Origin of the sequence: Prochlorococcus marinus subsp. marinus str. CCMP1375 (assembly GCF_000007925.1) — a bacterium.
Taxonomy (GTDB): Bacteria; Cyanobacteriota; Cyanobacteriia; order PCC-6307; family Cyanobiaceae; genus Prochlorococcus_E; species Prochlorococcus_E marinus.
In genome coordinates this window covers 540,619-565,295 of the sequence record NC_005042.1, presented here as the reverse complement: position 1 = coordinate 565,295, position 24,677 = coordinate 540,619, and the positions used below count along the sequence as shown (strand labels likewise).

Here is a 24,677-nt window from a genome sequence, read left to right as displayed (position 1 = left end):
TCATAGTATTAAAAGCTAAGATCTCCAAGTGCTTATATTCAAAATACTAAACACTTAAAACGTAAAACATTCCTTTTCAAATCAAGCAATTAAGACCATGTAACTAATGGTTCACGAAAGATGAACTATCCAAGAACCTATCTAAATCAATCGAATATCTAGTCAAACTAGATACTGGAAAGGTTTTTGGGAAAGGAGTGTGCCGACCATCCAACCGCTTCTACTTGCAAAACCTACGAGGAATAAATCAATGGAATATCAATGTCCCGATTGTCCCTATGTCTATAATATGAAAAATGTAATTATTCTATGGAATTAGATATTCACACTATTTATAAAGTAGAGATTGGAAAAATTAACTCTGACAAAAATTTTGATCCAGATGATGAAAATGAATATAAACATTTTAGTTTTAAAGCTCTAGTTATTTCTCTTGCAGAATCACAATATGGCAATGAATACTGCATTCTTGAATATTCGACATGCCGTCCCGTTAATCGCTCTGTACCAATACCACTAACTTTTAATTCACATTTGCCATCAACGGAGGAAATTGAATCCACTCTTAAAAATAATGAGTTTATAATTAAAGATTTAGAACCACTTAATTGTGAATCAATTGCCCGGCTAATTTCATCCACAATACAAGGTAAGCTATCACTAAAGGAAGGTGAATACCTAAAAGATGGAATATCTTATATTGAACCAAATCTTGAAGAAGAAGAAGAAGGTGTAATAGAACCTTGCCTTTTTTCCTTAAAAGAAATCTGGAAAAATATTAAAGGAGTTAAATTTAAAGGGGATCAATATGTATGTAAAGAGTGTGAAAGTGCTTATGAGCCTAAAGTGGTTAAATATAATAATTTACTAACCAATACTTCTAGTTTTCATAGACTTGAACACGAATTTGATGATTCTAATGATTACATATATGTTTTTGAAGGTGTGGATTGGGATACAGAAACACTTTTTTGACGGTCAGCAATTCAGGCAATGGCAACTCATTGGAGCGAGGAATCTCTCTCTATATATAAGGAGAAAATAAGCACCTTCTAGTACAAGTACATACTTTTTAGCGCCCCACCTAGCGCCCCTTTCTCATCTGAGAATGAAAACAATAAAAAAGAGAGTCAGGGAGGCACGAAAGGAGAGCGCACAGGCACAAGGTTTTTATTTCCACTCTTTGGTGAATTAAAAGAAGCAAAGCACTACAACTGGAATCTGAAAGAGAGATTAACCAAGAAAGAAGCCTTACCACCATTAGGAGCAGAAGGTTGTGCTGGTAGGGCCTTAGGAACCTATCTTAAAAGGAATAAGAAATGGCAACAACTTAAAGCCGATGCAGAAGCAGTTAGCGAGGTTTTAGTGCCGTATACTTTCCGCCACCGGTACGCCAAGGCGGATATAGCTGATGGAGAATTGGAGCCTTAATTAAAAGGACTTTTATTTAAGGCTGTTAAGCTTTAATCAGTCTCAAAGAATTTTAGTAAGACGAATAAAGATAAGGGAATTAAGCAAAAGCCAAGTCAATACCTTGATCAGAATATACAGGCTGAGTTAATGGCGTTTTGTCATTAACAGGGCTACTCACTGGAGTCTTTTTGACTTGGAGAAGTGTAGGGTCTTTTACTATTGCTATAAATTGCTTGAATGAAGGGAGCTTTTGAAAGAAGTTGGCTACCTTCTGCTTATGAGGATTTAAGACCTTGTTAAACTGACTTGTATAGGTTTCTGCTATTTCATCTTTTGTAGGTATTGGCTTGGAGTCGACAAAATCTTGAACGTAATCAGATGTAAAAAGTCTCCAGAATTGAGTCATCTTAATTTAAGAAAATAATATGGTTATTGAAAACTTCACACTTAAATGGCAAATAATCAATATCAATCGCTTTTAATTGTCTTGCCTAGTAATAAAAAGATCTTGATTTCAAGATTAATAACTTCATTCTAAACAATTTAGCCTTTTTCTAATGCTTTATTCCTAGCTGATCTAGCTCAAGTCTTCATGCAGCTTTAACTTGATTTTTTAAATCTCGCCTTAAGGTCTTTAAAGAACTTTTTCCAAAAGCTAATAACAGAATCAGGAATAGGTTTGTTGATAGGCATGATTTAATTTTGTTGAGGTAGTAGTAAGCGTTTCAATCGCCTTCAGGTTTACCTTCCTTCTTCTCTTTGTCTTCTGTCAAAATTTGATCTGCAGAATCAATTTCATTAGAAACCTGATTTTCTATATCATGAAATATTTCTTCTTCTGGTTCAGTATCCCAGTCATCATCTTCAAAAGATTCTTGCTCATAAGCTTCACCTGAAAGCTTTCGTCTAACAGGTCTAGTTGGTCTTATTTCGAACAGACCTTCTTTGTCTGCCTTGATTTCTAAATCCATTTGTAGAAGACGTCTTGTCCTGTAAGTTTCATTCGCTATTGAACTCAGAGATGTGTAGACAGGGATGGCTAATAGTCCAAAAAGACTTGTTCCAAAAGTAAAAGGGGCAGCAACTACACAACCAACGGCAGTTAGAACATTCAGTATCGCAATTCCAGTTGAGCCAGGAGCAGTTCCTTTGATTGCTTCATTAAAGTCATTAACAAACCTCCTAGACATAAAAAATTCTCACTTATTCCCTTTCTAGCTGATCTAGTTCAACTCTTCAGGCAGTTTTAAAAGCTATGAATCTTTCTTCTTGAAAAACTTTTGGAACATCCAAACCAAGTAAATGGTTGAACCAACTAGCAACAACATTGGGAAAAGGGTATCCATAAGCAAATTTAACCCCTTTAAAACTTTGTTTGGGGGGATTTCTTTGGGATTGCCATTTTCTCAATAGCTGAGATCCTAGTCGGGGCGACAGGATTCGAACCTGCGACCTAGTGCTCCCAAAGCACCCGCGCTACCAAACTGCGCCACGCCCCGTTATTTAATTCATAATAAAGCCGCATGAACAAATAAGCAGCAAAGATTTTCTTTCTCGCGCAAGACTCAAGCCCAGATGCAATCGATAAAAGCTTAAAGGCTGCTCACATCATCTCTAGAGAGATCACACTCAAACATATCTACCCATTCTTGATTAGATTAAGCTTTTAATATGATTTAAATACCTCTAGCTTTACCATATCCTTTGGGAAGAAGGATCTTCTTCTTTCTCTGTAATTCTTAATCACATAATCAATAACCTGATTAGTTTGTAATTAAAGCCAATTCTATCTATACAAACTAATGCGTGCTAAAAATAAATTGTCACCATGCAAGGCAGAATTAAATGTTTCTTGCTAAAATGTATTGACAACACCTCTTTAATTTAAGGCCTAGCTGCAAGTCTAAGAAGTTGCTCTAACAAGATTACTCAATACATCTTTTTTGATTCAATGAACCCAACAAAACAACATGCAAAGCTTTTAAAGCTACAAGCAAAAGCTGAGACTTGCTTATCTAGAGAGGAAGCTCAAAAAATAATTCGCAAAGCAGACAAAGCCACTTCAAAGCTTTCTTCATAGATTTAATATTTTTGAAGCTCTACAGAAATCAAGCCAGAACTCATGAATAACTAATCTAGATTTATTGCCGAGGCTTATATATTTCTATTGGCAACCAAATTCATGATTTATCTGCTAATGCTGATCAAAGCAACCTCTTAACTCTCTCTTAAACATGCACTTGATAAAAGCATATAGATTGAATTTACTAATAGTTTAAAGAGTGGCGGATGATGACAAAGACAAGTTCTTGCTAAAGCAAAGAACAGTCTCAGAAAAATTTATAGATGAAGGGTTTAAATTATTTTTCCTTTCAATGGCATCTATAGTTGCAATTATAGTTTTCGCAATTTTTGTTGTTATTTTTTATCAGTCACTAGATTCTATAGATAGTTATGGAATGAAGTTTCTAACTACTTCAAATTGGAATCCTGTAACTGACGAATATGGAGCATTTACCGCTATCTATGGAACATTAGTTACATCATTTGCTTCTTTGATAATTGCAGTCCCCTTAGGGGTTGGTACAGCCATTTTCATCACAGAAGATATAATCCCAAAAAAAATTAGGGGTCTCATAGGATTAATGGTAGAGCTGTTAGCAGCCATACCTTCGGTAGTGCTAGGCCTTTGGGCCATATTTGTGATGGAACCTTTTATAAGACCTTTCCTCAATCTTCTCTACAAAATGTTTGGATGGATACCTTTTCTAAGCACTCAGCCAATAGGGCCTGGAATAGCACCAGCAATATTAATTCTTGTTGTAATGATTCTCCCTATTATCACTTCAATTTCAAGAGACTCACTAAAACAAGTTCCTGCGAAATTAAGAGAAGCTGCCTATGGGATTGGAGCCACAAGATGGACTGCAATGTTCAATGTGATTCTTCCCGCTGCAATATCTGGTATTACAGGTGGTGTTTTACTTGGGCTTGGCAGAGCAATGGGGGAGACAATGGCTGTGACAATGATTATTGGAAACACTAATACTTTTAGCTGGTCAATCCTTTCACCTGGATATACAATTTCTGCGATGCTTGCTAATCAGTTTGGTGAAGCAGATGGCAGTCAAGTTTCTTCATTAATGTATGCTGCATTTATTCTTATGTTATTAACTTTAGTAGTCAATATATTTGCTCAGTGGGTAGTGAAACGATTGAGTCTTAAGTATTAATCTAAATAGAGCAATGACAATTTCAAAACTTAAAGCTAATCTTATATACGATCCAAAATCTAAAAGAAATTTAACTGAGAAGTTATTTACATCAATATCTGCTATTTTTTCAATTATTGCAATCTTACCTCTTGTACTTGTTCTTGCATATATTCTCATTAAAGGTGGTTCTCAAATTAGTTGGGAGACATTAATATTAGAGCCTGAGCCTCCTGGCGACGATTTGTTGTCAGCAGGTGGAATAGGGCCTGCAATTATTGGTACATTTATTATATCTAGCATTGCATCAATAATATCAATACCAATTGGAGTAGGAGGAGGAATTTACCTTGCTGAATATGCTAAAGGAGGTCCCTTTTCCAGATTTATAAGGTTTGGAACTAATGTACTTGCGGGAGTCCCTTCCATAATTGCCGGTGTTTTTATTTATGCTGTAATAGTTGCCACTAAAGTACTATTTGGGAGCATGTTTAGCGGCATTGCTGGAGGTATGGCCCTATCAATTTTAATGCTTCCAACAGTAATCAAAACCACAGATGAAAGCTTGAAACTTGTCTCAGATGACCTTAGGAGAGGATCTTTAGGGATAGGCGCTTCTATGTTTACAACAGTTATTCGGATAACTCTTCCTGCAGCATTTAGATCAATTGCAACGGGAATTGTATTAGGCCTAGCAAGAGCGGCTGGGGAGACAGCTCCTCTAATTTTCACTGCACTCTTCTCTCGTTATTACTTAACAGGCTTTGGTGATTTGTTCTATGAAATGGGTTCATTATCTGTATTGATTTATAACTTTGCACTCGAACCATACGAAGCACAAAATGAACTAGCCTGGGCAGCATCCTTCATACTAGTTGTGTTACTACTTTCCATGAATATATTATCTAAACTTGTTAGCGATATAGCATCAGGTGATTCAAATAAATAAATTATAATTATTGTAGGCAAATGACAGATTCATACCAAATGGAAGATATCAAGAATTCAAATGAGACGTCTATATCTCTTCAAAATGTAACTATAAGCTATGGCGATTCTGATGCTGTTCGAAATGTATATTTTGACATTCCTAAATATAAAGTGACTTCTCTAATAGGTCCTTCCGGGTGTGGTAAATCAACAGTACTTCGATCATTAAATCGTATGAACGATTTAATTAGTAGCTGCACACTAAAAGGGCTTATTTTATTTGAAGGATTAGATTTGTACTCCGACCAAATTGACCCAGTCGAAGTAAGGAGGAAAATAGGAATGGTTTTCCAGCAGCCTAATCCTTTCCCTAAAAGTATTTATGAAAATATTGCTTTTGGAGCAAGAATCAATGGTTTCAGTGGAAACCTTGATGAATTAGTAGAGGATTCTTTAAGAAAAGCAGCTGTATGGGATGAATGTAAAGACAAATTGAATGAAAGTGGTTATTCATTATCAGGTGGTCAACAACAAAGGTTATGTATTGCAAGAACAATTGCTATAAAACCTGATGTAATTTTAATGGATGAACCTTGTTCTGCTCTTGATCCTATTTCTACAATTAAAATCGAAGAAACAATTCATGAACTTAAAAAGAATTTTACTATTGTAATTGTGACTCATAATATGCAACAAGCCTTGAGAGTTAGTGATAAAACAGCTTTCTTTAATGCAGCAGAGAAAGGGGGAACAGATGATGGTAAAGTAGGGTACTTAGTAGAGTTTGACAAAACAAAGAAAATATTCAACTCTCCAAAAGAGAAAGCAACACAGGATTATATTTCTGGTAAGTTTGGTTAATTTATTATAGTAAGCCTTAATTAACAAGAGATCATATATAAACCTATGACAGACGAATTATAAGTGCACTTTATCTCAGTAAACTATTTTTTATCATTTATTTCTTTCTAATATTTTAGATTGATTAATCTATAATAATCAACCATATATTTTTAAACTTCTAATATGTATGCATAGATACATTGTAAAACATCTTGAAAATGGTTGAATATCACCATTGAAATCAAAGAGGAAATCCTTTCAGAGAAAGAAGCAGAGTTAAATTGGAAAAGCAAATATCCAAGCTTTGTTTACAATTTTGAGATTGCAATAGAAGCAAGCCGGCAATGCAAGAGATATCTCCGTTCATTTGAGCCAGAAAGCTCTTCAAGCAAGTCTGAAAGCAATAGCAGCTTAAAGTGAAAGCAATATTTAATACTAGGGTTATTTTTTATCAGATGACTTGCTCTTATCTGATTCTTCGTTAGAGACTTCTTCTTGAATTGCATCCTTTTTTGAATAAGGACAAGGGCTATTCTCTCCCCAACCCCAAGCGATCACAGGCGCTGAGGAGAGAAAAAAAACAAAGCCCAAAGATAAAATTTTTCTCATTGCTTTTAGCACATGATCCTTAACTTCTGAAACATTAGCAAGAAAAGGATCCTTAGATAGGAGGTTGTTTTGGTAAATTTTTCAGTTGTTTGTTAAAAACAGAAAATACTTTTAATACCCTTCCTTCACATTTACTAGGTCTCTATAGGAAAATATCAATAGTACTCATGATTGAACAATGAGACACTTCCTACTTGCTTTAATCTTTACAGCTATTACTTTCCTATCTTCAGGTACAGCTATAGCTGATCAAGGCATTGAAAAGAAAATAACTAAACTAGAAAATAAAGTCTCCAAAAAATTCTCGAAAACATTCTGCAACAGTACTGGATTTGGGATTTCTTATGAAGGAGCTTTAAAATTCTCACTTGGCGAAACAAAAGGGGAATTCTCAAAAAACCCTCTTATAGATAAAGTTGATATTGAAAATATAAAAGATCAAATTTTAGCTGATATCCCAAATACTTGTTATTACTTCGAATTAGCGAAAAGTGACTTAAATGAGCTAACTCTAGAAAAGGCTCAATGATTAATAAATCAAGGCAACTTACATTCATGTTCAACAACTTCGCCTGATGGAAGACGCTGAGCAAATCTTGGAGAGTCTTGATGTAAGCCTCTTTCATTATCTTGATAACTCCACAACCATTTCTTATCAGTAAAGCTAATCTCATTCTTCTGAAAAGAGATAGGAAGCATTAAGCTGACATCTTTCCAATCAAGGACTATAAAAGAACCCTGGTCTAATTTCTCAAGATCAGTAACTAATTCAAAGTCACCATTCAAGTTGTTCCTAATAACCACTGTAAGTGGGTCACCATCACAATAAAAACTCTCGGAAGGGGTGATACTTATAAGAAAAGATAGAAGCAATGAAAATATATTCATTTTTATTAAATATTTAGACTTGATTTATTTGCTGAAAATTATTCCCAGGGTTGTTTAATTTCCTTATCTGACCTGCCTTCTCGAATAAATCCACTGAACCAAAGCCAGATATAATATAGCCCTGACAGTCCAAGGAAAATTAGCGCTCCAATCATTATTTGATCTTGTATATCCATAATTTTTCATAGCTAATAACAATAATAAGCTTACAACTACGGTTTTCCTTAAAATTCCAGCCAAACGCATTAAAAGAAAAATCCAATCACAACTCAATGCCTAGGTGAAAGTTTTCAATACGAAGTATGAGAAGCTTTTTAGCAAATAATTCCATACTCTGAAGAAATATTATTTACTCTTCAAATGACCGAAGAAGACCAACCTGCTCAAAAGCATTGTGGAAACAAAAAGAAGGCAATGGTTGCCTATGGAATCATTCAATTAGGCTCAAGTACTATCTCTGCACTGGCACTTGTGGCAATAGCCCTAAGCCTTTGCTCAATTAAAAAAGAAGCTAAGTTATTCAATGAATGTGTTGAGGGGGTTTCAGCTAAGGGGAGAGGTTCTGTTGAATCTGTTCATTTTTGTAATGGTGGTTCTTCAAATCGATATAGATAAGTAAAAAAGGCTTATACAGAGCAAATCCAAAAAATCATTGACGAGGAACTTGCAAAATTAAAATTAGTCATTATCATTTGAGATGTGAGGAGAAAGCTTCTCTAAAAGTGGAAACTAGGAAACACTTTTTAGGAAGCTAAAAAAAACCGCCTAATAAGGCGGTTTTTTTTTATTCAATGCTTTACAAATCAAAAATCCTACTGATCTACATACTGCAAACAAGCAGTCAGTTTTTACGACCATTAAACTTGAGAGGCCTTCTTGTTAAAGAAGAATGAACTCCTTAAAACCTCTTTAAAACCCTTTGTGACTTCAATTTTTAATCAAAAATCCAAGTTTAGACATATCCCAACAATTCCAATATCCCTCTGAATTTTGCTGTCACCCTGTTAAGATGGACAATTAATTAATTTTGTTTTGACACAAGTCATAGTTGGGGAAAACGAAGGAGTTGAATCTGCTCTTCGTAGATTTAAACGAGAAGTTTCAAAAGCTGGAATATTTAATGACTTAAAACGAATTCGCCATCATGAAACACCAGTAGAGAAATATAAGCGTAAGCAACGACTAAAGAACAGAACAAAGCGTCGTAGATAAAATCAAAATCTCCTCATAGGGATTTCAGAGTTTTCTTTTGATTCTTTTATCTTTCAAACTCTATAAAGATTAAACCATCGGTCTTTTTTGGAAAAGACTCTTCAAACATCTTTTTGTCTTAATAATTCCACAAGTTCCTCAGTTGTTAGTCCAGGCTTATAGTTCCATTTCATACCAAATTTTTCTCGCCAAGGGCCAAATACCTTGTATAAGACTGATGCATTTTCAGCTTTGCAAATAACCGTTCCTGTCCCATCTTGAGGTGTGTGTATCCAAGCAAGTCTTTCATAACCCTCAATCTCATCAATTGGTTTACCACTTTCTACATAATCAATTAATGCATCACCTGCAAAAGTTTGATCTTCAGATGATTCAAACTCCCATGTAACTAGATAAAGCTGCATTTTATGAAATAAAATATATTTATTTACCTTATAAAAATAGTGAATAATTTACAAGAATAATTTGGCTCTGAGTATTAACATCTGACATATTCTTGAGTGAATTAAGAAGATCTTAACCATGACTTTATCTTTCTTTGAGCTAATGAAATGCATAAAAAAGCTTGCCTCCCTGAACTCATAAAGCTATACCTGACAGCTTTTCCTGATTTAAACATTGCTTCGCTAATAGCTTTTGCTCTTATTAGCTCTTGCTGAAAAGCACGGTTAATAGCTCTTTCAGCATCAACATTCGCTAATTGAGCTTGCTTTGCTAAACGTTTGGTCTTTGACTTCGGTATTACTGTGAGAACGCTTTCAGGCTCTGTCCAACGCAATAACCAAGGACGAGAGGTTTCAGACAGAGTGGAAGATTTCTTAGACATTTGATGTATTCCTATATCCATCTCTATAAGGATGCGTCTAAAAGCGACATATCACCTCAAAAAGTTGCTCTCTGAAATTTCATTTATTAATACTTAAAGAAAAACTGAATAGAAATAGAATCAATCTTAGATTTTTTGCCATGTTCATTGCAAAAAGAAAGCACTAAAAACCTTTAAGCGAAAGGATTATTAAGGGCTATCCAAAGATAGAGAGAAATATTTGCGGTAAAAGCAAGAGCAACAGCTATAAGCTTCATTGCCAAATTAGAATGGAACTTTTCTAATCCAGCCAAGAAAACGACTTATAAGCGAGAGTTTATTTTCATTCCGAGACAAATTATTCTTATATGGAACTTCTTTAGTTGGGGAGATAAAGCAAACCTGCACGGCATTTATCAAGAAGCTTTCTTACTATTTCTATTTGAGTCAGGTTTGGCACTATTTTCTTTGAATCGTCTGTAGGGAAAATAATTTCATCATTCATTCCTAGCCTAATTTTCTCACCAAACCAAGTTCCATATCCAGTCATTGAGGCCCTACAAAAGACTTCTTTTCTGTCAGAGTCGAATTTTTGCTCAATTATCCATTTACCAAAAGAATCAATTTGTGTAAAACGATTCAATCCTGCATTAACAAAAGAAATCTGATAGATAGAGAAAAAACATATGCAAAAGACAAGCCTGGACAGGCGTATTTTCATGATTACAAGGCTATTTCACAAAAATAAATGGGTCGCCTGAGATTCGAACTCAGGACCAGCCGGTTAAAAGCCGGATGCTCTACCGCTGAGCTAGCGACCCACACTGTTGAACATTAAAGCTCTAGATGAAAGTTGTCACGTCAGAATCTTGATATGAAAAATGATCGCCCTCATAAAACCCTTAGTAAATAGATAAAATTTGGTTTAGTGAACAAGCATAAACAAACGCTTGATTAAATGAATTCGCTTACAACCCCCAAACAACCCTATTTTCTGTAAAATCACGACGATATCGAATTCATCCATGCTAAACCTTCTAGTTATCACTCTCCCAATCCTTGCTGCAATTGGCTGGGTAACATTAAACATTCAAAAACCAGCTAGAGAACAATGGGATCGCCAATTTGGTGACAACAAACCTTTTTAAGATTAATTTTAGGGGCTTTATTTCCGTTAACCCTTAATTTTCTTGGGCCAGTCAACCCCTTTATTAGTTATTGGTGCAGGCTTAGCAGGTTCAGAAGCTGCCTGGCAAATTGCTAGTGCAGGTATTCCTGTGAAATTGATTGAAATGAGACCTTGTAAAAGGTCACCAGCTCATCATTCCAATGATTTTGCAGAGCTTGTTTGCAGTAATAGCTTTGGAGCACTAAGTAGTGATCGTGCATCAGGGTTACTACAAGAAGAGCTAAGGATCTTAAAATCTTTTGTGATCAAAACTGCTGATGAACACTCAGTGCCAGCAGGAGGAGCTCTAGCAGTTGATAGAAATAAATTTAGTAGCTACATAACTAAAAAAATTTCATCTCATCCGCTAATCACAGTTCAAAGGGATGAAATTCATTCACTCCCTTTTGAAAATCAAATTAGTGTTTTAGCAACTGGTCCTCTTACCAGTGAACACTTAGCAGGTGATTTGAAGAACTTTACTGGGTTAGAAGAATGCCATTTTTTTGATGCTGCAAGTCCAATCATTGAAGGTGAAAGTATAGATTTTTCACTAGCATTTCGAGCAAGTAGATATGATAAAGGGGACGCTGACTATGTCAACTGTCCCTTAAATAAGGATCAATATCTTAAATTCAGATCAGAATTATTATCAGCTGATCAGGCAGAAATAAAGGATTTCGAGAAAGGAGTTTCTAATCTATTCGAAGGTTGTCTCCCTATAGAAGAGCTTGCCCGTAGAGGGGAAGATACTATGCGATATGGTCCATTGAAGCCTGTTGGTCTATGGGACAATAGATGGGGAGACCTTCATGACAAGGAACTAAGAAAAACGAAAAGAGCTTATGCAGTAGTGCAACTACGTCAAGAAGACAAAAATGGTCATCTTTGGAATTTAGTTGGATTTCAAACAAATCTAAAATGGGGTGAACAAAAAAGGATTATTCGATTAATACCAGGGCTACAAAAAGCAGAATTTGTTCGCTTAGGCGTCATGCATCGCAATACATTTATAGAATCACCAAAACTTTTAAATCCAACTCTTCAATTCCGGAAAAGATTAAACCTTCTTGCAGCAGGTCAAATTACTGGGACTGAAGGATATGCCGCAGCCGTAGCAGGTGGATGGTTAGCAGGAACAAATGCAGCTTTAATAGCGATGAATCGCAAACCCATAACATTACCTGAGACCACTATGATAGGTGCACTCCTTAACTTTATAAGTGAAGTTAGTCCTAAGGTTAAATCAAATCATAAACGTGATTTTCAACCAATGCCTCCTAACTTTGGTTTGTTACCAGAATTAAATAGAAGGATACGTGACAAACGTTGTCGTTATGGTGCATATCGTGATAGAGCATTAGAAGACATTAAAAAAACCCAAGAGTTCCTTGAAATTGGTACTCCTTTAGGTTTTAAAAATCAATGAATTTGGACAAGATGCGTCAAAACAATAAAGAAATCTCATGGGATGCAATTGTGATTGGTTCTGGGATAGGAGGATTAGTAACTGCCACTCAATTAGCTTCAAAAGGTGCGCAAGTATTAGTTCTTGAGCGATATATGATTCCAGGTGGAAGCAGTGGCGCTTTTCACAGAAATGGTTATACCTTTGATGTTGGAGCATCAATGATCTTTGGTTTTGGCGAAAAAGGCTATACAAATCTTTTAACTAGAGCTTTATCAGCTATAGGAGAGAAATGCGAAACCATTCCGGACCCTGTTCAACTCGCCTATCACCTCCCTGGTGGAGCTGAAGTTTCTGTCAGCCGAAATTATGACCAGTTCATTTCATCTCTGACTTCCCTTTTCCCTCACGAAGAGAAAGGGATAAAAGCATTTTACAAAGTTTGCTGGGAAGTCTTCAACTGTCTTGATTCGATGCCATTACTATCAATAGAAGATCCGGCTTATTTAGCAAAGGTATTTTTCAAGGCCCCTTTGTCGTGCTTGGGGCTTGCACGATGGCTACCATTCAATGTTGGGGAAGTCGCCCGTAGGCATATAAAAGATCAACAACTACTCCGTTTTATAGATATTGAGTGTTTTTGCTGGTCTGTTATGCCAGCAGACAAAACTCCAATGATAAATGCAGGCATGGTGTTTTCTGATCGACATGCTGGCGGTATTAACTATCCAAAAGGTGGTGTAGGAGTTATTTCAGAAAAGCTCGTTAAGGGATTAGAGAAAAACGGAGGCAAGGTTTTATACAAATCAAGGGTTGTCAAAATTATTTTGGAGGGGAACAAAGCTATTGGAGTTAAATTAGCAAATGGCGAGCAAATATATGCTCGTACAATAATCTCCAATGCTACTCGTTGGGATACTTTTGGAGGGGAAGACGTAAAAGAGCCTCTGATAGAACAATCAAAGACTCCATCTGCGGAATTAAAATGGAGAAATCGATACCAGACCTCTCCATCATTCTTATCTATTCATCTAGGTGTAAAAAAAGACTGTATTCCAAACGATTCACATTGCCATCATTTAATCCTTGAAGAATGGGATCAGATGGAAAAAGAGCAAGGGGTCGCCTTCATTTCTATTCCTACTCTCTTAGATCAATCATTAGCACCAAAAGACCATCACATCATTCATGCCTTTACCCCTTCTTCAATAATCGAATGGAAGTCACTTACTCCATCAGAATATGTCGCAAAAAAAGAACTTGATTGTGAGCGACTTTTATCAAAAATCGAAAAGGTTTTCCCAAATTTAAAACCTAGTATTACTCATAAAGAAATTGGAACACCTAAAAGTCATCGTAGATTCCTTGGGCGTCACAAAGGAAGTTATGGTCCAATCCCTGCAATGCGTCTGCCAGGTTTATTGCCTATGCCTTTCAACAGCACTGCTATTAAGGGGCTCTTCCTGGTAGGGGATTCATGCTTCCCAGGACAAGGGTTAAACGCAGTAGCATTTAGCGGGTTTGCATGCGCTCATAAGATAGGAGCAGAACTAGGAATCAATCCTTGGTCACTTCCAGAATAATAAAAAAGATATTCAAAGGATATTGCTCTTATCACGAATCAACTTCAAGAGTTGTAAACCAATCAGGAATTGACTCAAAGTAAGCAGAGTTAAAATTATTCTCACTTGCTTTGGCTCTAGAGCAACAAGTTCTCCCTAAATCCCTTTCAAGTAAAATAGAATTTGCCCATTCCCAAACAAGTTTCGCAGTGGATTCCATTCCTACATTGGCCATTATGCGAAGATCTAATGCCTTCTCAGAATGTAATTTTTTCCATTGAGGAATAAGCGGATCATCCATATTTACAAGAAATGTATGGTCAAAGTATCCTCTTAATTTTTTTTCTAATGCCTCCATGCTAGAAAAATCAACTACAAAACCATATGCATCTAATTCCTTCGCTCTAAAATAAAAAGTAAAACTTCGGCTATATCCATGAACAAAACTACAATGGCCTGGATGTTTCCATTGCCTATGACAACAAGGGTATCCTTCAAAATGCTTACTGCAGCTAAAACCAGTAATTTGATTAGACATTTAGATCATATTGAAGTAAATCTCTGAACAAAATGACCTGCCTCAATTTTTTCTATTATGTTCTAAGAATATGATGCCAATGAACCAAGAATTCATACAAAAACTTCGTTTTAACGAAAAAGGACTTATCCCGGCAATTGCTCAAGACTGGCTTGATGGTGCCATCCTCATGATGGCATGGATGAACAAAGAGTCATTAGAAAAAACATTAATCACTGGAGAAGTTCATTACTGGAGTCGCTCAAGAGAAAAGTTATGGCACAAAGGTGAAACCAGTGGGCATTTTCAGATCCTAAAAGGCATAAGATTTGACTGTGATTCAGATGTAATGTTGCTATCGATTGAACAGGTTGGATCCATTGCCTGTCATACAGGAGCAAGAAGTTGCTTCTTCCAAGAAGTAGAAGAGAATATTCCTGATTTAGAACAAAACTCAACTTTTAATCGTCCCCTATCTAATACATGCAGTGAACTTTTTGAGGTCATCAAAGATAGATCTTCAAACCCACAAAAAAATAGTTACACTAATAGTCTTTTAAAAGACGGGGACAACAAAATTCTCAAAAAAATAGGAGAAGAAGGTTCAGAATTTGTTATGGCATGCAAAGACAATGACCATGAATCAATTTCTAATGAAGCAGCAGATTTGATTTTCCATATACAAGTTGCTCTTAAGTACCACAAAGTTGAATGGAGGGACGTATTAGAAGTGCTTGCAAAAAGGAGGCAATCCAAATCAAATCCTAAGTAAAAAGACTTAATAGCCGAACCATTGACATTTAAGATTGTTTCTCAAATTTCAATGCAACTACAAACCGATACCTCTAGCCATGAAAGTCGCCAGAAGGGGTATTAAAGAGAAACCTAGAAGTTCTATATTAATTATCAACCTAAACCTTGAGACTAAATCAGGACTAAGATTAGGAAGATTATTTTTACTTAAAGGAATAGCCCAAAGGATATAGGAAATAGTGGGATAAAGAGAAAGAAGACCAACAGCAATATAAGCTCCTACTTTTAACCAAAACAAAGGATTTTGAGTATAAAACTCTGCTCCTTGACCAAAATATCTTACCCTGAGAATGCCAGTTAGAATTATCATGAGCCCTGCCAAGCCATAAACAATATCCGCTAAAATTATCGATATAGCCTCTCCTCGATTTAGATCTACTTTTAAACGCAATCTTTCATACATCAATGCTGAAAAACACAGAAAAATACATAAGTAGTGTGCATATGCAACTAAAGCACTTTTAAAAATCCCTGGTTCAAGCAACGTTGCGAAGATCATGTGTCATCTATAACTGAGTTGAGCCTACCCAAAAGATGTCATTTCCGTAATAACTGGCAAAAAATAGTGGCTAGTTATTGAGAGATATTCAGAATAAAAAAACTAATTAAAAATAAAATGAATTTGGAACTCTTCATTACAACAATAGAAAGTTAATACTTTCGAACTACGATTTATTTATTAAAGGAGTTTCAACTCGTGAGTTCTTTAAGTGATTTTCTTGGAGAGATAGGACGTCATCCTCTGCTAACACCAGAAGAAGAGCTCACCATGGGGAGAAAGGTTCAAGCAATGGTTGGATTAATAGAACGTTGTCATAGAGCTGGAGACCAAGGGGCCGACTGTGTTTACACTGAAGCTGAAAGGAGAACAATCAAAATAGGCGAGAAGGCTAAGAACCATATGATTACTGCTAATTTAAGGCTAGTGGTCAATTTAGCCAAAAAATATCAAGGGAAAGGGCTAGATCTTCTAGACCTAATTCAAGAAGGAACAATTGGATTAACTCGTGCAGTTGAAAAGTACGACCCAAAAAGAGGGCATCGTTTTTCTACTTATGCATATTGGTGGATTAGACAAGGTTTAAACAGAGCTTTATCTACACAAAGCAGAACAATCAGGATACCAGTAAACATTAATGAGAAACTAACTAAGCTTAGAGCAGCGAAGTCTGAGTTAATGCAAGAGTATGGGACTCCTCCTTCTGCAGAACAATTAGCAAAAAAATTAAGCGTATCCAAGCAGATAATAGGAGATCTACTCGAATGTGAGATGAGGAGTATCACTGTAAGCCTTCAAGGTGTAATTCAATCAAAAACTGATCCTTCAGAACTTGGAGATGTATTGCCTAGTGATGAGATTCCTCCAATGGAACTTGCAGAACTTGCAGAACGAAATGATTCAGCATGGTCATTATTAAACAAAGCTAATTTAACGCCAAAGGAGAGAACGATTGTAAGCCTAAGATTCGGTCTTGATGGAACTAATGAATGGAGAACTCTCGCAGAAGTTGCAAAACATATGAATTGCAGTCGAGAATACTGTAGGCAAGTCGTCCAAAGAGCACTACGCAAGCTTCGCAAGACAGGAATTCAAAGTGGTTTAGTCGAAGCTAGCTCGCAAGATGAGTAACCAAATCAACTTGAAAAGTCTCAACAAATTCAAACAAGTCTCGAATCATGGAACAAGCCAATCACAATGATCAAGAAGTTTTTGATGCAGAGGTAATTGACAGTTCAGTTATTGATGAAAGTGTTTTCAGAAAAGTTTTACTTAGAGCTGGCAGGAGTCTTGCTAAACCTGCTTTGGAAGCCTTTGAAATGATTCTTGATACGAGAACACCTCCTCAAGCAAGAGTGTCTTTGATCGCGGCACTTACGTATTTAATTATGCCTATTGATTTAATGCCAGATTTCATTCCTGTCGCTGGGTTTAGCGATGATCTTGTAGCGCTAACAGCAGTAATAAGTCTCTGGAGTCAGCACATGAACCCTGAAATACGTAACAGGGCTCGAAGAAAGCTAGATAGATGGTTCCCTCTTTAAGCAAATGGAAAAATGGAACAAACAAGTAGAAGAAGAAATCATTCTTTTAATCAAAGACTGGCTTAAGCACAAAGGTAAAACTCAAAAAGATCTTCGCGATATTCTCAATGCGAGCTCAGATCGAATGCCTGCTCTAATAGAGACACTTAAAGCAGAATATTCCTCTGGAGGAATACCTAACCTTGTAAGTGTTCTTTGTTCCATAGAGCAAAGTTGGGCCAAGGGGAATCCACCTATTCTTAAGCAAGAGACTTCTTCAGATCCTTTTAGTCAATTGGACCTCCTTTTAGAAGAACTCAAAGAAGACTGCAATAATTAATTAAATCAAGTCTATTAGAGCCTTTAAAATGAAACTCCATTGGGAATCTAAAGCACCTGTTGATAATTTTCTTAAAGCCTTTAGATGTTTTATTTTAATTGCATTGGTTATTTCATCAGTATTTGGCACGCCTAATAGAGTCCTTGCTAATAATCAAACGAATGGAGAACGGCTCTTTATAGAAAATTGCGCAGGTTGTCATATAAATGGTGGGAATATCATTAGGAGATCAAAAACATTGAGATTAAAAGACTTACATCGTAATGGATTAGATAATGCAGATGCAATTGCAAAGATTGCAAAAGAAGGCATAGGGATTATGAGTGGTTATAAAGATGTTCTTGGTGAAAATGGAGACAATCTTGTTGCAAATTGGATATGGGAACAATCTCAAAAAGCTTGGGTCCAAGGATAAATATCTAAAGAGGTCCAAATGCCCTCTTTCCAATAAACATCTTCATCTAAAAGTTTTTTTACAATGTCAATACTTGTTGCTTCAAAAACACCAAATACATATCTATTACACTTTGTAGGTCCTAAAGTTATTAGTATGCCTTCTTGTTTGAGTTTATTAAGCCTAGACAGATGCTCGTCTCGAAAAGGTACTCGTTTTTGAATAGCATTTTCACAATAACTGCCAAAAAGAACAAATTTATCCATTACTATTAGAGATTAAATAATCCAATGAAACTTACAATTAAATCATTGCACAATTAGCAAGCTAATTGCTATGTTATTTTAGTAGATCAATTTATTACTTAACTATGCTTACAGGTAGCGACCTGCTCACTAAAGTCAAAGAACTTGGTGATGTGAGTAAATCAGACCTTGTTCGTGCATGTGGATATGTATCAAACAAGAAAAGTGGTGGAGAAAGACTAAATTTCACTGCATTTTATGAAGCTGTCCTAGAAGCTAAAGGTGTAAACCTAGGAGCAACCGGTGTTGCAGGTATTGGTAAAGGTGGCAGAAAGCTTAGTTATATTGCAACTGTACAAGGGAATGGAAATCTTTTAATTGGTAAAGCATATACAGCTTTGCTAGATCTCCAAGTTGGTGATGAATTTGAAATCAAATTAGGTCGTAAGCAAATTAAACTTTTTCCTGCTGGATCTGAAGATTAAATCTACTAAATTAATTAAATCAACCTTAACTTAAATAAAACATAAATTAAAAACCATAAGCTTCAGTAATAATCTGAGGCTTTTTTACTAACCTAAAAAGGATAAATAATCAGATATGCATTATAGTCAAAGGCTAGTAGCTTTATAAAGTTCGCTACAAAATTTACCAGCTTCTTCTGCTTCTTGTCCAGTAGTAGCGTTTGAAATCCTTTTAACTAGTGCACTACCAATTATCGCTCCATCTGCACCCCATCTTTTAACTTGTATGACATGTTTAGTATCAGAAATACCAAAACCAACTGCAACTGGTGTTGAGCTAAATCCTCTTAATTCATTAATAAGCAGCTGAACACGGTTTTCTAAAGCCGAACGTTCTCCTGTGACACCAGTTACGCTTACAAGATAGGTGAAACCGTTACTTCTTTGTGAAATCTTTCTCATACGTTCTTTTGGAGTGGTAGGTGCAACTAACAGAACTAAATCTAGATTTTTACTTAAAGCAATTGAAGATAATTTCTCAGTTTCCTCTAGAGGCAGATCAGGTACAACCAATCCAGCAGCTCCTGCTTTAGAAGCATCTATACAAAATTCTTCCATTCCATAATTAAGCAAAGGGTTGCTATAAGTAAAAAGTATTATCGGGACTGACAACTTAGTCTTCAAAGTAGACAACATTTCTAAAACAGATTTTGGAGATGTGCCCGAATTAAGTGCACGAGAAGCTGCTTTCTGTATTATTGGTCCATCAGCGAGTGGATCACTATAAGGAATTCCTAATTCAATTATATCTGCTCCTTTTTTCTCAAGCATTATTAATATCTCTGCTGAGGTATTAACATCAGGGTCACCTGCCATGATAAATGGCATTAATGCAATCCTGCCCTCCTTCTTTGATTGAGAGAAGCATCTCTCTAAAATTGAGCTTTCCATAAAATTACTATTAAAGTTTTTGTGCTGCAAATTTACTAAAGCTTAATCTAATAAAAGAATAAGAGAAAAACCTATAAAGTTTATTTAGCATCATTATCTTCATCTTCAAGTTCTTTAATCAGACTAATCTTTTGATCATTAGTCATCGAGTCAAATTTTTTTTGTAATTCTCTATTAGTAACTTGCTCATATTCGGTGCGATAACGTTTACGTTGTTCCATAAAAGTCATTTTACCTGTGATCACTCGAACAAAGTATGAGATCACCCAAACACATATAAGCAATACCAAAAGAGACTGCGATGCAATTCCAGCAGTTTGTGCATCAAACCCTACAAGCACAAAAGATCCATAACCAATTCCACCCAATAAGAAAAGAATCAATCCTAGTTGAATAACATTTGCCTTAGTCAAACTTTAAACATCTCCTTGTCCATTCATCCGTAGGTTTAAAAAAGGAGCGAACAAAATTAGTCCAGGGAAGAACAGGAAAACTAAGCTGTATATCAATAAACGTTCAATCTTGCCCATGTAATTCCATCTGGTATTCATCCAAAAATACAACCCCAATGGAATAAACACTAAATATAGAGTCCCAAGGAACAAATAGGTACCTATTACAAACAGAGAACTATTAAATACTTCGTTAGCCATCAAAAGGAACTACCCCTAGAAGTTGGTCTTTGAATTCTATTATCACATTAATACTATTGGCTAAAGTTTTTCAATAAAAGGTTGTGAAATTAGCAACGGCAATAAAACAGAAGCAAAGCAGAACTTTCTATTGAGTTCACTGCTTACAAGAAAAATTCAAATCATAAACCAGTAGGAATACCGTAACTCTTTCAGCTCCATCTCTATAGATGAGATAACTTCAATTGAAGTTTCAATAGAAGAACAATGCGAGTGGAGGGACTTGAACCCTCACGACCATTGCTGGTCTCAGGATTTTAAGTCCTGTGTGTCTACCAATTCCACCACACTCGCAAACTTTTAAACTAGAGACTTGATGCATACACATCATAGGTCCATCGAAACCCCTCGGCTCATTATTAACAACTTTTTCTGACATCCAGTTGATCTAAAAAGACAATATAATGACAAGATTTTTAAAGAAATAAACCAAGCTCATCATACTTTTTGAGAGAAAGGTTGTATTGATTCGAAAGACCAATTCAAAGTCTCTCCAGCATGAAAAGGGACTATATAATTAGACAAATCATCTGCATTATTCAGTTCAAACCTGGAAGGAATTTTAATTGCTTTTTTAACTAAGGTTATAGAGTTTTCATTTAACGGTAATTTATAAAATGCTGGGCCGAATTCGCTTGCAAAAGCTTCTAAGCGTTCAATGGCACCTTCTTCATCAAAAACTTGAGCATAACTTTCAATTGCATTAATCGCATTAAAAATACCGGCACAACCACAAGCACTTTCCTTGGATTCTCTAAGGTGAGGTGCGGAGTCAGTCCCAAGGAAAAAGCAAGGTTCTCCACTTATGGCTGCACGTCTCAATGCAATACGATGACGTTCTCTTTTAGCTACTGGCAAACAAAAAAAGTCACTTCTTAATCCATCCTGAAAAATTGCATTCCTATTTATATGCAAATGATGGGGAGTTATTGTGGCCGCTAGTTTTGCATTACTTGCTTGAACATATTGAACAGCATCATCCGTTGTAATATGTTCTAAAACAGTTCGTATATCAGGAAATTTAGTAAGCAAAGGATCAAGATATCTCTCAATAAACACTGATTCTCTATCAAAAATATCTACATCTTGATCTGTAACCTCTCCATGTATAAGCAATGGCAACCCAATCTCCTCCATTGTCTCGAAAATAGAGTAAATATTCTTTATATCAGTAACACCGCCAGATGAATTAGTCGTTGAATTTGCTGGATATAATTTTGCTGCCATCAAAACACCTTCTTTGTGACCTTCTCTTAAAACCTCAGAAGAAATATCATCAGTGAGATATACAGTCATAAGAGGAGTGAATGCAACCTCAGTGGGAATTGCATTCATGATTCTCTGCTTGTAATCAATTGCAGCTTGAAGACTTGTTATTGGTGGTTGCAAGTTGGGCATTACTACTGCACGACGAAACACTTTTGCTGTAGGGGGAACCACAGCATTTAAAATATCTCCATCTCTAAGATGTAAATGCCAATCATCAGGTTGGCGCAAAGTAATTCGTTCTTTAGACAAATGAAAAAAACCCGATCTAAATTATTCGATGGATTAAATACCATTATTTTTAAAATAACTCGAATATTTATTTACGAGCAACTCTTAATCAAATTGGATTAAATATTTAGCAAAAACATTAGAGCCTTTTAGAATCATTCCAATATGTCAATCCCGCTCATACAATCATCTCTTGAAATTATTCTTGGGATAATAATACTTTTTGCAGGCGGCGAGTTTTTTGTTCAAGGAGCTGGTGCACTTGCTGGAATCCTAGGCATCCCTCAACTTGTAATAGGTCTAACTGTCGTGTCTCTTGGCACCAGTGCTCCAGAACTGTTCGTAAGTGTTGGTTCGTTCTTTAGAGACTCTGATGCAATTGCTGTAGGGAATGTAGTTGGTAGCAATATTTTCAATGTTTTAGTTGTTTTAGGAAGCAGTGCTCTTGTAATGCCTTTAAAAGTACGCAGTCGTCTAGTTAAAAGAGATGTGCCTCTTCTGCTAGCAGTGTCTGCCGCTGTATGGGGTATGGCTTCTTCTGGAAGGTTTAGTTGGCAATCTGGATTTGCACTTCTAATAGCTCTTATCATCAATACTATTTGGGAAATCCGTACTGCTAGAGAAGAACCTCAAGGGATTAAAGATGCTGAGCCAGAAGTTCAGATAGAACTAGGTACTAATAACTTGATCAAAGCGACAAGTAAAATAATTGCTGGAATATTAATTCTTGCGTTGGGCTCAAATCTATTGATTAGTGGAGCAAAATCACTTGCAAGTTCTTATGGATGGAGCGAAACAGTTATCGGTCTAACAATTGTTTCAGCAGGTACTTCTATGCCTGAATTGATAACTTCTATAGTTGCATCTTTTCGAGGAAAAACAGATCTTGCTATTGGAAATGTAGTTGGCAGTAGCTTACTCAATCAACTGTTAGTACTTGGCAGCTGTGCGTTATTTGCAGGCAATAAAGGATTAGAAGTTGAAGAGATCTTAATTCAAAAAGACTTTCCAATTATGATTCTTACAGTATTAGCATGCATGCCTATTTTTTGGACAAAAGGAACAATAAGCAGGTCAGAAGGGGCATTGCTTTTGATTTTATATATAGTCTATTTGACAGATCAGATCTTTCTCAATTCCTTACCATTCATTCGTTTAATAATCATCTTCTATATTCTTCCATTAATACTTATTTTAATAATTTTTAAAGCTATAAATTACTGGAAACTCAAAAAAACAATATAGATATAAGAAAATATTGTTGTTTAACTTTTTACTTATAACGTTCTTATCTTTTTATTATTTCATAGTCACAAACTCTTCAGAAATAGTAGGGTGTAAAGCCATTGTTTGATCAAAATCTAATTTAGTTGCTCCCATATTCATAGAGATTGCGGCCATCTGAATAATTTCAGAAGCATGTTCTCCAAGCATATGACAACCAACAACTTTATTACTATTTTTCTCAATAATTAACTTCAAAAAACATTTCTCCTTTGATTTAACAAGCATTTTTGACATAGGTTTAAAATTTGCTCTATAGATTTTGATGTTACTTTCTCCATAAATTCTTTTTGATTCTTCCTCCGTCTTTCCCACATATGCCAACTCAGGCTGAGAGAAAACTGCTTTGGGAATAAATTCGTAATTTACATATCTATTTTTATCACTATAGTTATTATCTGCGAAAACTCTTCCTTCTTCTATAGCAACAGGAGTAAGATTAACTTTATCAGTAACATCGCCAATAGCAAAAATATTAGATATATTGGTTGAATTTTTATTGTCTACATTAATTCTATTATTAGAAGTTCTAATATCTACTTTTTCTAAATTCAAGCCTTCTATGAATGGCTTTCTTCCGGTCGCGAAGATAACAGCCCCGGACTTAATATTCGAGTCATGATTAACAACTAAATTCAGATCCCCAATTTCACCTTCTATAGAATTTACTTCGGAAGCAAATTGAAATTCAATTCCGCTAGATTCCATACTTTGTTGAAGGTTAAAAGCCACCTCATTATCAAAGTTTTTTAATAAATTACGGCCTCTAACCAACTGCTTAACTTTGACTCCTAGACCATTCAAAATACAAGCAAATTCACACGCTATAAAGCCTGCTCCAACTACTACAACTTTATCTGGAAAGCCTTCTTGCAAAAACACGTCATCACTTGTCCATCCTAAAGAAGCACCTGGTATTTCTGGGAAAGAAGGACGACCTCCAACTGCTATTAAGATTTTTTCAGCAAACAGTTCAATTGCCTGATCTTGAACATCTTTACTCTTAACTACAACTGAATTAGGACCAGCAATAGACCCCCATCCTTTTATAAGAACAACATTTGACTTCTCAAGCAAATCTATATGCAATTTATTTAAGCGATCAACTTCATTACGGACATTTTTCAATAAAATAGAAGGCTCTATTTTTGACGCAGTCAATTTCACGCCAAAGCTTGGGGCATTCTTTAGATATTCACCATATTGAGACCCATATACCAGCAACTTTTTAGGGACGCAACCTCTTATAACACATGTACCTCCAACACGATCTCCTTCTACGATTGCAACTCTGGCTCCATAACTTGCTGCTCTTTTAGCAGCAGCTAATCCACCTGAACCAGCACCTAATACAATTAAGTCAAAAGAATAATTCAAAATAATCCTAGGGATCTCTCACTTCATTCTC

At 35.8% G+C, this 24,677-nt stretch carries 34 protein-coding genes and 3 tRNA genes; 18 read left to right on the top strand and 19 right to left on the bottom strand.

Annotation, left to right across the window (positions count from 1 at the left end; translation table 11 throughout):
- Positions 1 to 309: 309 nt before the first annotated feature.
- A complete protein-coding gene (locus tag PRO_RS03065) occupies positions 310 to 975 on the top strand; it encodes a hypothetical protein (protein WP_011124756.1) in 666 nt (221 codons plus the stop codon).
- A gap of 535 nt (positions 976 to 1,510) precedes the next feature.
- Here the strand turns inward: PRO_RS03065 and PRO_RS03060 are convergent.
- The 3 genes from PRO_RS03060 to PRO_RS03050 form a co-directional block, all read right to left on the bottom strand.
- Entirely contained in the window at positions 1,511 to 1,819 is a 309-nt protein-coding gene (locus tag PRO_RS03060; RefSeq protein ID WP_011124755.1) for a hypothetical protein, read from the bottom strand.
- A 319-nt stretch (positions 1,820 to 2,138) separates the two neighbouring features.
- Positions 2,139 to 2,603: a hypothetical protein gene (locus tag PRO_RS03055; protein WP_011124754.1), complete on the bottom strand. Its 465-nt coding sequence runs from the start codon at positions 2,601 to 2,603 to the stop codon at positions 2,139 to 2,141.
- A 235-nt stretch (positions 2,604 to 2,838) separates the two neighbouring features.
- Positions 2,839 to 2,912 (bottom strand) — tRNA-Pro (locus tag PRO_RS03050).
- Positions 2,913 to 3,364: 452 nt separating this feature from the next.
- Here PRO_RS03050 and PRO_RS09580 point away from each other — a divergent pair.
- From PRO_RS09580 to pstB, 4 genes are all read left to right on the top strand, one after another.
- The gene (locus PRO_RS09580) at positions 3,365 to 3,493 is read left to right on the top strand and encodes a hypothetical protein (RefSeq protein ID WP_011124752.1); all 129 of its coding nucleotides are present in this window, start codon (positions 3,365 to 3,367) and stop codon (positions 3,491 to 3,493) included.
- A 202-nt stretch (positions 3,494 to 3,695) separates the two neighbouring features.
- Entirely contained in the window at positions 3,696 to 4,646 is a 951-nt protein-coding gene (pstC, locus tag PRO_RS03045) for a phosphate ABC transporter permease subunit PstC (protein ID WP_011124751.1), read from the top strand.
- A 13-nt stretch (positions 4,647 to 4,659) separates the two neighbouring features.
- Positions 4,660 to 5,574 (top strand): phosphate ABC transporter permease PstA, encoded by a 915-nt coding sequence (gene pstA / locus PRO_RS03040; protein ID WP_011124750.1) that lies wholly within the window; start codon positions 4,660 to 4,662, stop codon positions 5,572 to 5,574.
- Between the two features lie 20 nt (positions 5,575 to 5,594).
- Entirely contained in the window at positions 5,595 to 6,416 is an 822-nt protein-coding gene (gene pstB, locus PRO_RS03035) for a phosphate ABC transporter ATP-binding protein PstB (RefSeq protein ID WP_011124749.1), read from the top strand.
- Positions 6,417 to 6,839: 423 nt separating this feature from the next.
- Here the strand turns inward: pstB and PRO_RS03030 are convergent, their stop codons facing one another.
- Complete coding sequence (locus PRO_RS03030; protein ID WP_164923211.1) at positions 6,840 to 7,007, bottom strand: hypothetical protein; 168 nt, start codon at positions 7,005 to 7,007, stop codon at positions 6,840 to 6,842.
- 178 nt (positions 7,008 to 7,185) lie between these two features.
- Here PRO_RS03030 and PRO_RS09500 point away from each other — a divergent pair, with 178 nt between their 5' ends.
- Entirely contained in the window at positions 7,186 to 7,536 is a 351-nt protein-coding gene (locus tag PRO_RS09500) for a hypothetical protein (RefSeq protein WP_011124747.1), read from the top strand.
- An 8-nt stretch (positions 7,537 to 7,544) separates the two neighbouring features.
- Here PRO_RS09500 and PRO_RS03020 read toward each other — a convergent pair whose 3' ends face one another.
- Both PRO_RS03020 and PRO_RS03015 read right to left on the bottom strand, forming a co-directional pair.
- Complete coding sequence (locus PRO_RS03020) at positions 7,545 to 7,895, bottom strand: hypothetical protein (protein WP_011124746.1); 351 nt, start codon at positions 7,893 to 7,895, stop codon at positions 7,545 to 7,547.
- Between the two features lie 38 nt (positions 7,896 to 7,933).
- Positions 7,934 to 8,071 (bottom strand): hypothetical protein, encoded by a 138-nt coding sequence (locus PRO_RS03015; RefSeq protein ID WP_164923210.1) that lies wholly within the window; start codon positions 8,069 to 8,071, stop codon positions 7,934 to 7,936.
- A 184-nt stretch (positions 8,072 to 8,255) separates the two neighbouring features.
- Between PRO_RS03015 and PRO_RS03010 the strand changes: the two genes are divergently transcribed.
- Entirely contained in the window at positions 8,256 to 8,510 is a 255-nt protein-coding gene (locus tag PRO_RS03010) for a hypothetical protein (protein WP_011124744.1), read from the top strand.
- A gap of 417 nt (positions 8,511 to 8,927) precedes the next feature.
- A complete protein-coding gene (rpsU, locus tag PRO_RS03005; protein WP_011124743.1) occupies positions 8,928 to 9,107 on the top strand; it encodes a 30S ribosomal protein S21 in 180 nt (59 codons plus the stop codon).
- A gap of 101 nt (positions 9,108 to 9,208) precedes the next feature.
- Here the strand turns inward: rpsU and PRO_RS03000 are convergent, their stop codons facing one another.
- The 4 genes from PRO_RS03000 to PRO_RS02985 form a co-directional block, all read right to left on the bottom strand.
- Complete coding sequence (locus PRO_RS03000) at positions 9,209 to 9,511, bottom strand: DUF3303 domain-containing protein (RefSeq protein ID WP_011124742.1); 303 nt, start codon at positions 9,509 to 9,511, stop codon at positions 9,209 to 9,211.
- A 101-nt stretch (positions 9,512 to 9,612) separates the two neighbouring features.
- A complete protein-coding gene (locus PRO_RS02995) occupies positions 9,613 to 9,933 on the bottom strand; it encodes a hypothetical protein (RefSeq protein WP_036891737.1) in 321 nt (106 codons plus the stop codon).
- A 358-nt stretch (positions 9,934 to 10,291) separates the two neighbouring features.
- Entirely contained in the window at positions 10,292 to 10,633 is a 342-nt protein-coding gene (locus PRO_RS02990) for a hypothetical protein (protein WP_011124740.1), read from the bottom strand.
- A 28-nt stretch (positions 10,634 to 10,661) separates the two neighbouring features.
- Positions 10,662 to 10,733, bottom strand: a tRNA-Lys gene (locus PRO_RS02985).
- Between the two features lie 204 nt (positions 10,734 to 10,937).
- Here PRO_RS02985 and PRO_RS02980 point away from each other — a divergent pair.
- Genes PRO_RS02980 through crtH form a run of 3 tightly spaced genes read left to right on the top strand, consistent with a single transcriptional unit; the run spans position 10,938 to position 14,071 of the window.
- The gene (locus tag PRO_RS02980) at positions 10,938 to 11,060 is read left to right on the top strand and encodes a photosystem II protein Y (protein WP_011124739.1); all 123 of its coding nucleotides are present in this window, start codon (positions 10,938 to 10,940) and stop codon (positions 11,058 to 11,060) included.
- A gap of 42 nt (positions 11,061 to 11,102) precedes the next feature.
- Positions 11,103 to 12,509 (top strand): FADH(2)-oxidizing methylenetetrahydrofolate--tRNA-(uracil(54)-C(5))-methyltransferase TrmFO, encoded by a 1,407-nt coding sequence (gene trmFO, locus PRO_RS02975; protein WP_011124738.1) that lies wholly within the window; start codon positions 11,103 to 11,105, stop codon positions 12,507 to 12,509.
- The gene (crtH, locus tag PRO_RS02970; protein WP_011124737.1) at positions 12,506 to 14,071 is read left to right on the top strand and encodes a carotenoid isomerase; all 1,566 of its coding nucleotides are present in this window, start codon (positions 12,506 to 12,508) and stop codon (positions 14,069 to 14,071) included. Before trmFO ends, crtH begins: the two co-directional genes overlap by 4 nt.
- A gap of 31 nt (positions 14,072 to 14,102) precedes the next feature.
- Here the strand turns inward: crtH and PRO_RS02965 are convergent, their stop codons facing one another.
- Positions 14,103 to 14,588: a 6-carboxytetrahydropterin synthase gene (locus PRO_RS02965; RefSeq protein ID WP_011124736.1), complete on the bottom strand. Its 486-nt coding sequence runs from the start codon at positions 14,586 to 14,588 to the stop codon at positions 14,103 to 14,105.
- Positions 14,589 to 14,658: 70 nt separating this feature from the next.
- On the opposite strand from PRO_RS02965, the gene hisIE reads away from it, so the two are divergent.
- Positions 14,659 to 15,339 carry a bifunctional phosphoribosyl-AMP cyclohydrolase/phosphoribosyl-ATP diphosphatase HisIE gene (gene hisIE, locus PRO_RS02960; RefSeq protein ID WP_011124735.1) on the top strand — a complete coding sequence of 227 codons (681 nt, stop codon included), beginning with the start codon at positions 14,659 to 14,661 and terminating at the stop codon, positions 15,337 to 15,339.
- 57 nt (positions 15,340 to 15,396) lie between these two features.
- On the opposite strand, the gene PRO_RS02955 is transcribed toward hisIE, so the two are convergent.
- Positions 15,397 to 15,879: a DUF2214 family protein gene (locus PRO_RS02955; protein WP_011124734.1), complete on the bottom strand. Its 483-nt coding sequence runs from the start codon at positions 15,877 to 15,879 to the stop codon at positions 15,397 to 15,399.
- Positions 15,880 to 16,077: 198 nt separating this feature from the next.
- Here PRO_RS02955 and PRO_RS02950 point away from each other — a divergent pair, with 198 nt between their 5' ends.
- Genes PRO_RS02950 through PRO_RS02935 form a run of 4 tightly spaced genes read left to right on the top strand, consistent with a single transcriptional unit; the run spans position 16,078 to position 18,157 of the window.
- A complete protein-coding gene (locus tag PRO_RS02950) occupies positions 16,078 to 17,010 on the top strand; it encodes a sigma-70 family RNA polymerase sigma factor (protein ID WP_011124733.1) in 933 nt (310 codons plus the stop codon).
- Positions 17,011 to 17,057: 47 nt separating this feature from the next.
- On the top strand, positions 17,058 to 17,423 hold the full coding sequence (locus tag PRO_RS02945; protein ID WP_011124732.1) for a YkvA family protein: 366 nt from the start codon (positions 17,058 to 17,060) through the stop codon (positions 17,421 to 17,423).
- 4 nt (positions 17,424 to 17,427) lie between these two features.
- Entirely contained in the window at positions 17,428 to 17,742 is a 315-nt protein-coding gene (locus tag PRO_RS02940) for a hypothetical protein (protein WP_011124731.1), read from the top strand.
- A 28-nt stretch (positions 17,743 to 17,770) separates the two neighbouring features.
- Entirely contained in the window at positions 17,771 to 18,157 is a 387-nt protein-coding gene (locus tag PRO_RS02935; protein WP_011124730.1) for a c-type cytochrome, read from the top strand.
- On the opposite strand, the gene PRO_RS02930 is transcribed toward PRO_RS02935, so the two are convergent.
- Complete coding sequence (locus PRO_RS02930; RefSeq protein ID WP_011124729.1) at positions 18,133 to 18,402, bottom strand: YciI family protein; 270 nt, start codon at positions 18,400 to 18,402, stop codon at positions 18,133 to 18,135. The genes PRO_RS02935 and PRO_RS02930 overlap by 25 nt on opposite strands.
- 104 nt (positions 18,403 to 18,506) lie before the next feature.
- Here PRO_RS02930 and PRO_RS02925 point away from each other — a divergent pair, with 104 nt between their 5' ends.
- The gene (locus PRO_RS02925) at positions 18,507 to 18,866 is read left to right on the top strand and encodes an AbrB family transcriptional regulator (protein WP_011124728.1); all 360 of its coding nucleotides are present in this window, start codon (positions 18,507 to 18,509) and stop codon (positions 18,864 to 18,866) included.
- Between the two features lie 126 nt (positions 18,867 to 18,992).
- On the opposite strand, the gene trpA is transcribed toward PRO_RS02925, so the two are convergent.
- The 5 genes from trpA to pyrC all read right to left on the bottom strand — a co-directional run bounded on the left by trpA (position 18,993) and on the right by pyrC (position 22,006).
- On the bottom strand, positions 18,993 to 19,796 hold the full coding sequence (trpA, locus tag PRO_RS02920; protein WP_011124727.1) for a tryptophan synthase subunit alpha: 804 nt from the start codon (positions 19,794 to 19,796) through the stop codon (positions 18,993 to 18,995).
- Between the two features lie 80 nt (positions 19,797 to 19,876).
- Positions 19,877 to 20,209, bottom strand: coding sequence for a DUF3007 family protein (locus PRO_RS02915; RefSeq protein ID WP_011124726.1), 333 nt, complete (start codon positions 20,207 to 20,209; stop codon positions 19,877 to 19,879).
- A 3-nt stretch (positions 20,210 to 20,212) separates the two neighbouring features.
- Positions 20,213 to 20,449 carry an NAD(P)H-quinone oxidoreductase subunit L gene (locus tag PRO_RS02910; RefSeq protein ID WP_011124725.1) on the bottom strand — a complete coding sequence of 79 codons (237 nt, stop codon included), beginning with the start codon at positions 20,447 to 20,449 and terminating at the stop codon, positions 20,213 to 20,215.
- 247 nt (positions 20,450 to 20,696) lie between these two features.
- Positions 20,697 to 20,782: transfer RNA gene (locus PRO_RS02905), tRNA-Leu, on the bottom strand.
- Positions 20,783 to 20,926: 144 nt separating this feature from the next.
- Positions 20,927 to 22,006: a dihydroorotase gene (gene pyrC, locus PRO_RS02900; RefSeq protein WP_011124724.1), complete on the bottom strand. Its 1,080-nt coding sequence runs from the start codon at positions 22,004 to 22,006 to the stop codon at positions 20,927 to 20,929.
- A gap of 144 nt (positions 22,007 to 22,150) precedes the next feature.
- Here pyrC and PRO_RS02895 point away from each other — a divergent pair, with 144 nt between their 5' ends.
- Positions 22,151 to 23,230, top strand: coding sequence for a calcium/sodium antiporter (locus tag PRO_RS02895; RefSeq protein ID WP_011124723.1), 1,080 nt, complete (start codon positions 22,151 to 22,153; stop codon positions 23,228 to 23,230).
- Positions 23,231 to 23,284: 54 nt separating this feature from the next.
- On the opposite strand, the gene gorA is transcribed toward PRO_RS02895, so the two are convergent.
- Entirely contained in the window at positions 23,285 to 24,646 is a 1,362-nt protein-coding gene (gene gorA, locus PRO_RS02890) for a glutathione-disulfide reductase (RefSeq protein ID WP_011124722.1), read from the bottom strand.
- Positions 24,647 to 24,677 lie beyond the last annotated feature (31 nt).

Coding starts and splice junctions, on each gene's coding strand:
- PRO_RS03065 (WP_011124756.1), top strand. CDS start 310: ATGGAATTAGATATTCACACTATTTATAAAGTAGAGATTGGAAAAATT.
- PRO_RS03060 (WP_011124755.1), bottom strand. CDS start 1,819: ATGACTCAATTCTGGAGACTTTTTACATCTGATTACGTTCAAGATTTT.
- PRO_RS03055 (WP_011124754.1), bottom strand. CDS start 2,603: ATGTCTAGGAGGTTTGTTAATGACTTTAATGAAGCAATCAAAGGAACT.
- PRO_RS09580 (WP_011124752.1), top strand. CDS start 3,365: ATGAACCCAACAAAACAACATGCAAAGCTTTTAAAGCTACAAGCAAAA.
- pstA (WP_011124750.1), top strand. CDS start 4,660: ATGACAATTTCAAAACTTAAAGCTAATCTTATATACGATCCAAAATCT.
- pstB (WP_011124749.1), top strand. CDS start 5,595: ATGACAGATTCATACCAAATGGAAGATATCAAGAATTCAAATGAGACG.
- PRO_RS03030 (WP_164923211.1), bottom strand. CDS start 7,007: ATGAGAAAAATTTTATCTTTGGGCTTTGTTTTTTTTCTCTCCTCAGCG.
- PRO_RS09500 (WP_011124747.1), top strand. CDS start 7,186: ATGAGACACTTCCTACTTGCTTTAATCTTTACAGCTATTACTTTCCTA.
- PRO_RS03020 (WP_011124746.1), bottom strand. CDS start 7,895: ATGAATATATTTTCATTGCTTCTATCTTTTCTTATAAGTATCACCCCT.
- PRO_RS03015 (WP_164923210.1), bottom strand. CDS start 8,071: ATGGATATACAAGATCAAATAATGATTGGAGCGCTAATTTTCCTTGGA.
- PRO_RS03010 (WP_011124744.1), top strand. CDS start 8,256: ATGACCGAAGAAGACCAACCTGCTCAAAAGCATTGTGGAAACAAAAAG.
- PRO_RS03000 (WP_011124742.1), bottom strand. CDS start 9,511: ATGCAGCTTTATCTAGTTACATGGGAGTTTGAATCATCTGAAGATCAA.
- PRO_RS02995 (WP_036891737.1), bottom strand. CDS start 9,933: ATGTCTAAGAAATCTTCCACTCTGTCTGAAACCTCTCGTCCTTGGTTA.
- PRO_RS02990 (WP_011124740.1), bottom strand. CDS start 10,633: ATGAAAATACGCCTGTCCAGGCTTGTCTTTTGCATATGTTTTTTCTCT.
- PRO_RS02980 (WP_011124739.1), top strand. CDS start 10,938: ATGCTAAACCTTCTAGTTATCACTCTCCCAATCCTTGCTGCAATTGGC.
- crtH (WP_011124737.1), top strand. CDS start 12,506: ATGAATTTGGACAAGATGCGTCAAAACAATAAAGAAATCTCATGGGAT.
- PRO_RS02965 (WP_011124736.1), bottom strand. CDS start 14,588: ATGTCTAATCAAATTACTGGTTTTAGCTGCAGTAAGCATTTTGAAGGA.
- hisIE (WP_011124735.1), top strand. CDS start 14,659: ATGATGCCAATGAACCAAGAATTCATACAAAAACTTCGTTTTAACGAA.
- PRO_RS02955 (WP_011124734.1), bottom strand. CDS start 15,879: ATGATCTTCGCAACGTTGCTTGAACCAGGGATTTTTAAAAGTGCTTTA.
- PRO_RS02945 (WP_011124732.1), top strand. CDS start 17,058: ATGGAACAAGCCAATCACAATGATCAAGAAGTTTTTGATGCAGAGGTA.
- PRO_RS02940 (WP_011124731.1), top strand. CDS start 17,428: ATGGAAAAATGGAACAAACAAGTAGAAGAAGAAATCATTCTTTTAATC.
- PRO_RS02935 (WP_011124730.1), top strand. CDS start 17,771: ATGAAACTCCATTGGGAATCTAAAGCACCTGTTGATAATTTTCTTAAA.
- PRO_RS02930 (WP_011124729.1), bottom strand. CDS start 18,402: ATGGATAAATTTGTTCTTTTTGGCAGTTATTGTGAAAATGCTATTCAA.
- PRO_RS02925 (WP_011124728.1), top strand. CDS start 18,507: ATGCTTACAGGTAGCGACCTGCTCACTAAAGTCAAAGAACTTGGTGAT.
- trpA (WP_011124727.1), bottom strand. CDS start 19,796: ATGGAAAGCTCAATTTTAGAGAGATGCTTCTCTCAATCAAAGAAGGAG.
- PRO_RS02910 (WP_011124725.1), bottom strand. CDS start 20,449: ATGGCTAACGAAGTATTTAATAGTTCTCTGTTTGTAATAGGTACCTAT.
- PRO_RS02895 (WP_011124723.1), top strand. CDS start 22,151: ATGTCAATCCCGCTCATACAATCATCTCTTGAAATTATTCTTGGGATA.